A 10,349-nucleotide genomic window follows, 5' to 3' on the forward strand; every position below is an offset into this window, starting at 1 on the left:
CTTGGGCCCGCGTCAGGAATCGTTGCCGTCGAGGCTGTCGAGGTCGAGCGCCATGTCGATGAGGTGCTGGACGTCCATCTCGTCGATGGACTCCGCCTCGTCCTCGACGCGGCTGGGATCGGAAGTGGCTGCTTGTGGATCGGCCAGCCGGAGCAGCGTGTCCAGCAGCCCCGCCTCCCGGATCCGGCCCATCGGGATGGTGGCCAGGGTGCGGCGCAGCTCGGCGTCCTGCGGATCGGTGTCCACATGGGCGGGGGCGTGGCCGGGGCCGTGGCCCGGTCCGTCCGGGATCAGCTCGGTCAGCAGATGCTCGGCGAGCGCGGCCGGTGTCGGGTAGTCGTAGACCAGGCTCGCGGGCAGTTTGAGGCCGGTGGTCGCGCCGAGCCGGGTGCGCAGTTCGACCGCGGTGAGCGAGTCGAAGCCCAGCTCGCTGAAGGCGCGTCCGGCCTCGACCTCGTCGGCTGAGGCATGGCCGAGGGCGCTGGCCACATGGGTGCGGACCACCTCCAGCACCGCGTCCTTACGGTCGGCCACGGCCAGTTGGGCGAGCCGCTCGCGCAGCGCGGAGGCGCCGTCGGCCGCCGCCGTGTCCGCCGATTCGCCCTCGCCGCCGCCCCGCAGGGCCTTGGCGACCTGCGGCAGATCGTCGATCAGCGGGCGGGGGCGGGCGGCGGTGAAGGCCGGGGCGAACCGCTCCCAGTCGACATCGGCCACCGTCACGGCGGTCTCCTGGCGGGAGAGCACCCGCTGGAAGGCGACCATGTTCAGCTCCGGCGCCATCGGCGGCAGTCCACGGCGGCGCAACTGCTCCTCCGCGTCGCCCTCGGCGGCCATACCGCCCTCCGCCCACGGCCCCCAGGCCACGGAGGTGGCGGTGAGACCGCGGGCCCGGCGCTGTTCGGCCAGCGCGTCGAGGAAGGCGTTTCCGGCCGCGTACGCCCCCTGGCCGCCACTGCCCCACACCCCGGCGATCGAGGAGAAGAGCACGAAGGCGTCCAGCTCGGCGTCCTCGCCGAAGAGGGCGTCGAGGTGGACCGCCCCGGTCGTCTTGGCCGCCACGATCCCGGCGAACTCGGGGAGTTCGGTGCCGGTGCCGGGCTCCTGCGAGATCCCGGCCGAGTGCACCACGGCACGTACCGGGGTGCCGTTGGCGGCCAGCTTCTCCACGAGCGCCGCGAGCGCGTCGCGGTCGGCCACATCGCATGCCTCGACGGTCACGGCGGTCTCGGTGCCGGACAGTTCGGCCACGATCTCGGCCGCGCCCGGCGCGTCGGGGCCACGGCGGCTGAGCAGCACCAGCCGCTCCGCGCCGTTGTGGGCCAGCCAGCGGGCGACATGCCGCCCCAGGGCGCCCGTGCCACCGGTCACCAGCACGGTGCCGCGCGGCGTCCAGGGCTCGGCGGCGGCGGTCGCCGCGTCGCGCGGGGCCGGGACGAGGCGGCGTACGAAGACCCCGGTGGCGCGGATCGCCACCTGGTCCTCGTCGTCGGCCCCGGCGAGCACGGCCGCGAGCCGGTCCAGCGCCCGCTCGTCCACGGTCTCCGGCAGGTCGACCAGACCGCCCCAGCGCTCGGGCTGCTCCAGGGCGACGACCCGGCCGTAGCCCCAGACCTGGGCCTGGGTGGCGCTGTCCAGCCGGTCGGCGCCACCGGTCGCGACCGCGCCCCGGGTGGCACACCACAGCCGCGCCGGGGCGTCGTCGCCCCGCAGGGCCAGCCCCTCGGGCCGCGCCAGCGCCTCGGCCAGCGCACCGGTCAGCGCGAGGCCGACCGGCACCGCCGGATGCGCCGGATGCGGCCGCTCGTCCAGCGCCAGCAGGGACAGCACTCCGGCCACCGGGCCGTCGGCCGTCGCCTGGGCGAGGCGGTCGGCCACGGCCGCGGGGTCGGTGTCCGCGGCGTCCAGTTCGACGCGGACGACCCGCACCCCGCGCCGCGTCAGGTCGTCGGCCACGGCGGTGATCCGCGGGTCGTCGGCGTGGTGCGCGGGAACGAGGGTCAGCCAGGTGCCGGCCGGGGCCGGGGAGCCCGACGGGCCCTGCGGACGCGGCTTCCACACCACGTTGTAGAGGTGGCCGTCGGCGGCGGACCGCTCGCGCTGGGCGCGGCGCCACGTCGACAGGGCGGGGAGCACCGCGCTGAGCGGCTGGTCGCCCTCGACCCGCAGCTCGGTGGCGAGCGACTCCCAGTCCTCGCGCTCCACGGTCTCCCAGAACCGCGCGTCCACCGCGTCCACGGCGCCCTCGGCCGAGGTCCCGGTCTCCAGGGCGAACTCGGGCCAGAAGCGGCGGCGCTGGAACGCGTACGTCGGCAGGTCGACGCGGTGGGCGCCGGTCCCGGCGAAGTACCCGGCCCAGTCCACCTCGGCGCCCCGGACATACGCCTGGGCGAGCGCGGTGGTGAGGGTCTCGGCCTCGGGGCGGTCCTTGCGCAGCCCGGCCGCGAAGCCCGCCACGTCGGCGTCGGTGACGCACTCCTGGGCCATGGCGGTCAGGACGCCGTCGGGGCCCAGCTCCACGAAGGTGGTGACGCCTTGGGCTTCCAACGCCCGTACGCCGTCGAGGAAGCGGACGGCCTCGCGGACGTGGCGCACCCAGAAGTCGGCCGTCGTGATCTCCTCGGCGGAGGCGATGGCGCCGGTGAGGTTGGAGACGATCGGGATGCGCGGGGCCTCGTACGTCAGCCCCTCGGCCACCTGCCGGAACGCCTCCAGCATCCCGTCCATGCGGGGCGAGTGGAACGCGTGGCTGACGGTGAGCCGCTTGGTCTTCCGACCCTGCGCCTCGAACGACCCGGCGATCTCCGCCGCCGCGTCCTCATCACCCGCGATGACCACCGACGTCGGGCCGTTCAGCGCGGCGATCGAGACGCGCTCGGTGAGCAGCGGCGTCACCTCGTCCTCCGACGCCTCGATAGCGATCATCGCGCCACCGGCGGGCAGCTCCTGCATCAGCCGGCCCCGCGCGGCCACCAGCGTGCACGCGTCCGCGAGGGACAGCACACCGGCCGCATGCGCGGCGGCCAGCTCACCGATCGAGTGGCCGGAGAGGAAGTCCGCCTTCAGACCCCATGCCTCCACCAGCCGGAACAGCGCCACCTCGACCGCGAACAGCGCGGGCTGGGTGAGTCCGGTCCGGTCGAGCGCCTCGGTGTCGTCCCCGAACAGGACGTCCTTCAGCGGCCGTTCCAGATGGGCGTCCAGCTCCGCGCAGATCGCGTCCAGCGCTTCGGCGAACGCCGGGTAGGCGTCGTACAGCTCACGCCCCATCCCCAGCCGCTGGCTGCCCTGCCCGGTGAAGAGGAACGCCAGCTTGCCGCCGGTCACCGAGCCCTCGACGAGCCCCGTGGCACCGCGCCCGTCGGCCAGCGCCGCGAGCTGCTCGCCGAGGAGGCCGCCGTCCCGGCCGAGCGCCACGGCCCGGTGTTCCAGGGCGGCACGGGAGGTGGCCAGGGAGTAGGCGAGGTCGAGCGGGCGCGGCCCATCGGCGCCGCCGTCCACGGAGGCGTCCGCGAAGGCGTCCACGGAGGGGCGCAGCCGCGCGGCCTGGGCCCGTAGCGCGTCCTCGGTACGGCCCGAAACCGGCCAGGCGAGGACGGGCAGGGCCCGCTCCGGAGCGGGCGCGGAGACCGCGTCCATGGCCGGCGCCTGCTCGATGATCGCGTGCGAATTGGTGCCGCTGAAGCCGAACGACGACACACCCGCGCGGCGCGGACGGCCGGTCTCCGGCCAGGGCCGGGCCTCGGTCAGCAGCTCGATGTCGCCCGCTGTCCAGTCGACGTGCGGGGTCGGCTCGCTGACGTGGAGGGTCCGCGGCAGCACACCGTGCCGCATCGCCATGACCATCTTCATGATGCCGGCGGCGCCCGCCACGGCCTGGGTGTGGCCGATGTTGGACTTCACCGAGCCCAGCCACAGCGGCCGGTCCTCCGGCCGGTCCTGGCCGTAGGTGGCGAGCAGCGCCTGCGCCTCGATCGGGTCGCCCAGCGTCGTACCGGTGCCGTGGGCCTCCACGACGTCGATGTCCGTGGCCGAAAGACCGGCGTTGGCCAGGGCCTGCCGGATGACGCGCTGCTGGGACGGGCCGTTGGGCGCGGTCAGGCCGTTCGACGCGCCGTCCTGGTTGATGGCGGTGGAGCGCAGGACGGCGAGCACCGGATGGCCGTTCTTGCGCGCGTCGGAGAGCCGCTCCACCAGGAAGAGGCCCACGCCTTCGGCCCAGTTGGTGCCGTCCGCGTCACCGGAGAACGCCTTGATCCGGCCGTCGGCGGCCAGTCCGCGCTGACGGCTGAACTCCAGGAAGGCGCCCGGGGTCGACATGACCGTGACGGCTCCGGCCAGCGCGAGCGAGCATTCGCCGTTGCGCAGCGCCTGCGCGGCCAGGTGCAGCGCCACCACCGACGACGAGCAGGCCGTGTCGATGGTGACCGCCGGGCCTTCGAGCCCGAAGGCGTACGAGAGCCGGCCGGAGGCCACGCTGGAGGAGTTGCCGGTGCCGAGGTGGCCTTCGAGGCCCTGCGGCTCGTTCAGCCACAGCGTCAGATAGTCCTGGTCGTTGGAGCCGATGTAGACACCCGTACGGCTGCCGCGCAGGGACGCGGGGTCGACCCCGGCCCGCTCGAACGCCTCCCAGGTGGTCTCCAGCAGCAGCCGCTGCTGCGGGTCCATGGCAAGGGCCTCGCGCGGCGAGATACCGAAGAACGACGCGTCGAAGTCGGCCACGTCGTGCAGGAAGCCGCCCTCGCGGGTGTAGCTGGTGCCCTCGAGGTCGGGGTCCTCGCTGTAGAGGGTGGCGAGGTCCCAGCCGCGGTCGGCGGGGAACGGGGTGATGGCGTCGTCACCGGCGACCAGCAGTTGCCACAGCTCCTCGGGCGACCGCACACCGCCGGGGAAGCGGCAGCTCATCGCGACGATCGCGATCGGGTCGTCGCGGTCCACCGCGCTGATCACCCGGTCGGGCACGATCGCGTCGGCCGCGTCCCCGACGATCTCCTCGCGCAGATGGCCCGCCAGGCTGGTCGAGGTGGGGTAGTCGAAGACGAGCGTGGGCGGCAGCCGCAGCCCGGTCGCCTCGCGCAGCAGATTGCGCAGTTCGACGGCGGTCAGGGAGTCGAAGCCCAGGTCCTTGAAGGCCCGGCCCTCCTCGACGGCCTGCGGACCCGCATAGCCGAGGACGGCCGCCACCTGCGTACGGACCAGGTCCAGCAGCAGCCGGTCCTGCTCGGCCGCGCTCAGCCCGGCCAGCCGCTCCGCAAGCGCGGAGCCGCCGCCCGCGGCGGTGTCCACCGCGCGGCGCACCGGGACCCGCACCAGCCCGCGCAGCAGCGGCGCGAGCGCGCCCGCCGCGGCCTGGGCGCGCAGCGCCACGGCGTCCACGCGCATCGGGACCGGCACCGCCTCGTCCGTGGTGAGCGCGGCGTCCAGGAGCGTCAGGCCCTCCGCCGGGGACAGCGGCGGCAGTCCGGCGCGCCGCATCCGGCTGATGTCGGCCTCGTCCAGACCACCGGCCATACCGGCGCCCGCCCAGGGGCCCCAGGCCAGCGAGACGGCGGGGAGGCTCTCGGCGCGGCGGTGTGCGGCGAGGGCGTCCAGGAAGGCGTTGGCGGCCGCGTAGTTGCCCTGGCCGGGAGTGCCGAACACGCCCGAGGCGGAGGAGAACAGCACGAAGGCCGTCAGGTCCAGGTCGCGGGTCAGCTCGTGCAGATTCCATGCCGCGTCCACCTTCGGACGCATGACGTTTTCGACGCGCTCGGGGGTGAGCGAGCCGATCACACCGTCGTCCAGCACACCGGCCGTGTGGACGACCGCCGTGAGCGGATGCTCGGCGGGGACGGTGGCGAGGGTCGCGGCGAGCGCGTCCCGGTCCGCCACATCACACGCTGCCCAGCGCACGCTCGCACCCAACTCGCCCAGCTCAGCGGTGAGTTCGGCCGCACCCGGGGCCTGCTGCCCACGACGGCTCACCAGCAGGAGCTGCCGTACGCCACGCTCGGCCACCAGATGCCGGGCCACCAGCCCGCCCAGCGAACCGGAGGCGCCGGTGACCAGCACCGTGCCCTCGGAGTCGAAGGCACCCTCGGTGGCCGCCGTCTCGTCCGCGACCGGCACCCTGGCCAGGCGCGGGATACGGGCGACGCCCGTACGGACGGCGAGTTGCTCCTCGCCCGCCGCCAGCGCGGCCGGAAGCGCCGCGAGCGACGCTTCCTGGCCGTCGATGTCCAGCAGGAGGAAGCGGTCCGGGTTCTCGGCCTGTGCCGTGCGCAGCAGACCCCACACCGCGGACTGCGCCGGATCACGCACCGGCTCGCCCTCGCCGAGGGTCAGGAACACCAGCCGCGAGGTGGCGAACCGCTCATCGGCCAGCCACGCCTGGGCCAGGCCCAGCGCCTCGGCCGTGGCCCGGCGCACCGTGCCGGGCACCCCGCCCGGCACCTCGTCGCCGCCCTGCGTGGACGGCGTCACGAACACGTACTCCGGTACGGCCGCCCCGGACGCCACGGCCTCGCCCAGCGCCGTGAAGTCCGCATACGCACCGGCCCCGGCGGCCACGAGCCCGAGGGTGTCCGCGCCGAGCACCGCCCACCGGCTGCCGCCGGGCGCGCCGGCGCCCGCTCCGGCCGGGAGTTCGGTCCACTCCACGCGGAACAGCGACTCGTGGTACGCCGCCCGCGCGGCCCGCACCTGCTCCGCCGACACGGCGCGCAGGACCAGCGAGTCCACGGCGGCGACCGGCGCACCGGCCGAGTCCGCGATCTCCAGCCGGACCCCGTCCGTGCCCCGTAGCACCAGCCGCACCCGCAGCGCCGAGGCGCCGCTCGCGTACAGCGACACACCGCTCCAGGCGAACGGCAGCCGCCCGCCCTGGCTCTCGCCGTCGCCCAGGCCGTCCATGCCGAGCGCGTGCAGCGCCGAGTCGAGCAGCGCCGGGTGCAGTCCGTACGCCTGCGCGTCGGAGGCGGCGGACTCGTCCAGCCGCACCTCGGCGAAGAGTTCGTCCCCGCGCCGCCAGGCGGCCGTTAGCCCCTGGAACACCGGGCCGTAGCGCAGCCCGCCGTCCGCGAGGGCCGCGTACAGCTCCTCGGTACGGGCCGCCTCGGCGCCCTGCGGCGGCCACGCGGTCAGCGCGAACGACGGCCGGGGCGCGCCCGAGGCGAGCACACCGTCGGCGTGTCGCGTCCACGGCTCCTCGGCCGGGGCGTCCTCCGCGCGGGACAGCACGGTCAGGGACCGCCGTCCGGCGCCGTCGGGCGCGCCGACCGTGAGCTGCAGCCGGATGCCACCGCGGGCGGGCAGCACCAGCGGGGCGTGCAGGGTCAGCTCGTCGAGCAGGTCACAGCCGACCTGGTCACCGGCGCGCACGGCAAGCTCCACGAACGCGGTGCCGGGCAGCACCACCGTGTCCCGTACCACATGGTCGGCCAGCCACGGATGCGTATCCACACCCAGCCGTCCCGTGAAGACCAGCCCATCGGTCTCCGCCAGCGGCACCGCGGCGCCGAGCAGCGGATGCCCGGCCAACTCCAGCCCGACGGAGGCCACATCACCGACGGACCCGGCACCCGGCTCCAGCCAGAACCGCTCATGCTGGAAGGCGTACGTCGGCAGATCCACCTGATCCGCGCCCCTACCGGCGAAGAACCCGGCCCAGTCCACGGCCACACCGCGCACATGCGCCCGTGCGACGGCCCTGGTCAGCGCCTCGGCCTCGGGACGGTCCTTGCGCAGCGCGGAGATGAACGCGGCGTCCGACGCGGAGTCGGTCACACACTCCTGAGCCATCGCGGTGAGCACACCGTCCGGGCCCAGCTCGACGAACGTGGTGACACCCTTGGCCTCAAGGGTCCGAACCCCGTCGAGGAAGCGGACGGCCTCGCGGACATGGCGCACCCAGAAGTCGGCCGCCGTGATCTCCTCGGCGGACACCACGCCACCGGTCAGATTCGACACGATCGGGATCTTCGGAGCCTCGTACGACAGCCCCTGCGCCACCTGCCGGAACGCGTCCAACATGCCGTCCATACGCGGCGAGTGGAACGCGTGGCTGACCATGAGCCGCTTGGTCTTCCGACCCTGCGCCTCGAAGCCCGCCACAATCGCGACAACCTCGTCCTCATCACCCGCGATGACCACCGACGTCGGCCCGTTGAGCGCGGCGATACTGACCCGCTCGGTCAACAGCGGCAGCACCTCGTCCTCCGACGCCTGCACCGCGATCATCGCGCCACCCGCCGGAAGCTCCTGCATCAAACGGCCACGAGCCGCCACCAACTTCGCCGCGTCCGCCAGCGACAACACACCCGCCACATGCGCAGCGGCCAGCTCACCAATCGAATGCCCCGACAGATAGTCGGGCCGCAGACCCCACGCCTCAACGAGTCGGAACAGCGCCACCTCAACCGCGAACAACGCGGGCTGGGTGAAACCGGTCTGATCCAGCGCCTCAGCGTCATCCCCGAACAGCACATGCTTCAAAGGCCGCTCAAGATGCCGGTCCAGCTCCGCACACACCGCGTCCAGCGCCTCGGCGAACACCGGATAGGCGTCATACAGCTCACGCCCCATCCCCAGCCGCTGGCTCCCCTGCCCCGTGAACAGGAACGCCAGCTCACCCTCGGCAACCACGCCCTCGACCAGCCCCGGCGCGGACTCCCCCCGCGCCAGCGCCTCCAGGCCCGTCGCCAGCCCGGCGCGGTCCTCGCCCACGACCACCGCGCGGCGCTCCAGCGCCGCCCGGCCGGTGGCCAGCGAGTAGGCCACATCGGTGGTGCCGAGGGCGGGTTCGCGGTCGAGGTGGGAGGCGAGGCGGCGGGCGTTGTCGCGCAGCGCCGCCGCGTTCCCGGCGGACAGGGGCCACGGCAGCACGGTGGCGGTGACCGCCGCGACTGGCGTGGCGTCCTCGTCCGTGGCCGACGGCTCCTCGGCCTCCGGCTCGGGGGCCTGCTCCAGGATGGTGTGGGCGTTGGTGCCGCTCACGCCGAAGGCCGAGACACCGGCCCGGCGCGGCCTGCCGGTCTCGTCCCAGGGGCGGGCCTCGGTCAGCAGGGACACCTCACCCGCCGACCAGTCGACGGTCGGGGACGGCTGGTCGACGTGAAGGGTCTTGGGCAGGATGCCGTGGCGTATCGCCATGACCATCTTGATGATGCCCGCGACACCCGCCGCCGCCTGGGCGTGGCCCAGGTTGGACTTGAGCGAGCCCAGCCACAGCGGACGGCCCTCGGGCCGCTCCTGGCCGTAGGTGGCCAGCAGCGCCTGCGCCTCGATCGGGTCGCCCAGCGTGGTGCCCGTGCCATGCGCCTCGACGACGTCGATCTCGGCGGCAGACAGTCGGGCGTTCTCCAGGGCCTGGCGGATGACGCGCCGCTGCGAGGGGCCGTTCGGCGCGGTCAGGCCGTTGGACGCGCCGTCCTGGTTCACCGCGCTGCCGCGCACCACGGCGAGTACCGGGTGGCCGTTCCTGCGGGCGTCCGACAGCCGCTCGACGAGCAGCACGCCGACGCCCTCGGACCAGCCGGTGCCGTCCGCCGAGGCGGCGAAGGACTTGCAGCGGCCGTCGGGGGCGAGGCCGCGCTGGCGGCTGAACTCCACGAAGACGTCCGGGTTGGGCATCACGGTGACGCCGCCGACGAGGGCGAGCGAGCATTCGCGCTGCCGCAGCGCCTGGGCCGCCCAGTGCAGGGCGACCAGCGACGACGAGCAGGCCGTGTCGATGGTGGCGGCCGGGCCTTCGAGTCCGAAGGTGTAGGCGATACGGCCGGACAGCACGCTGGTGGCGCCGCCGGTGAGCAGCAGGCCCTCCAGCTCCTCCGGCGCGCCCGAAACATCCGAGCCATAGCCCATGGCCGAGGCGCCCACATAAACGCCGGTGCGGCTGCCCTTGACGGAGGTCGGGTCGATTCCCGCGCGCTCGAAAACCTCCCAGGAGGTTTCCAGCAGCAGCCGCTGCTGCGGGTCCATAGCGAGGGCCTCGCGCGGCGAAATGCCGAAGAATCCGGGATCGAATTCGGCGGCGCCGTCGAGGAATCCGCCGCCGCTGTTGTAGAAGGTGCCCTTGCGGTCGGGGTCCGGATCGGCCAGCCCCTCGATGTCCCAGCCGCGGTCGGCGGGGAATCCGGAAATGGCGTCACCGCCCTCCGCGACCAATTGCCACAGATCCTCGGGCGAACCGACGCCACCGGGGAACCGGCAGCTCATCGCGGTGATCGCGATCGGTTCCTGCGCGTCCGCCTCCACCTCGGTCAGGCGGCGACGGGCCCGGCGCAGCTCAGTGGTCATCCACTTCAGATTGTCGAGAAGCTTCTCTTCGTTCGCGCTAGCCACGGAAACGTCACCTCCTGAGGTCAGTTGAATTG

1 protein-coding gene is annotated in these 10,349 nt (G+C 73.9%); it reads right to left on the minus strand.

Translation table 11 applies throughout. The features are described from left to right. Positions 1-12: 12 nt before the first annotated feature. Positions 13-10,317 (minus strand): type I polyketide synthase, encoded by a 10,305-nt coding sequence (locus CGL27_RS18470; protein WP_119988552.1) that lies wholly within the window; start codon positions 10,315-10,317, stop codon positions 13-15. Positions 10,318-10,349 lie beyond the last annotated feature (32 nt).

Source organism: Streptomyces sp. 11-1-2 (assembly GCF_003595545.1).
In the GTDB taxonomy this organism is placed as follows: domain Bacteria; phylum Actinomycetota; class Actinomycetes; order Streptomycetales; family Streptomycetaceae; genus Streptomyces; species Streptomyces hygroscopicus_B.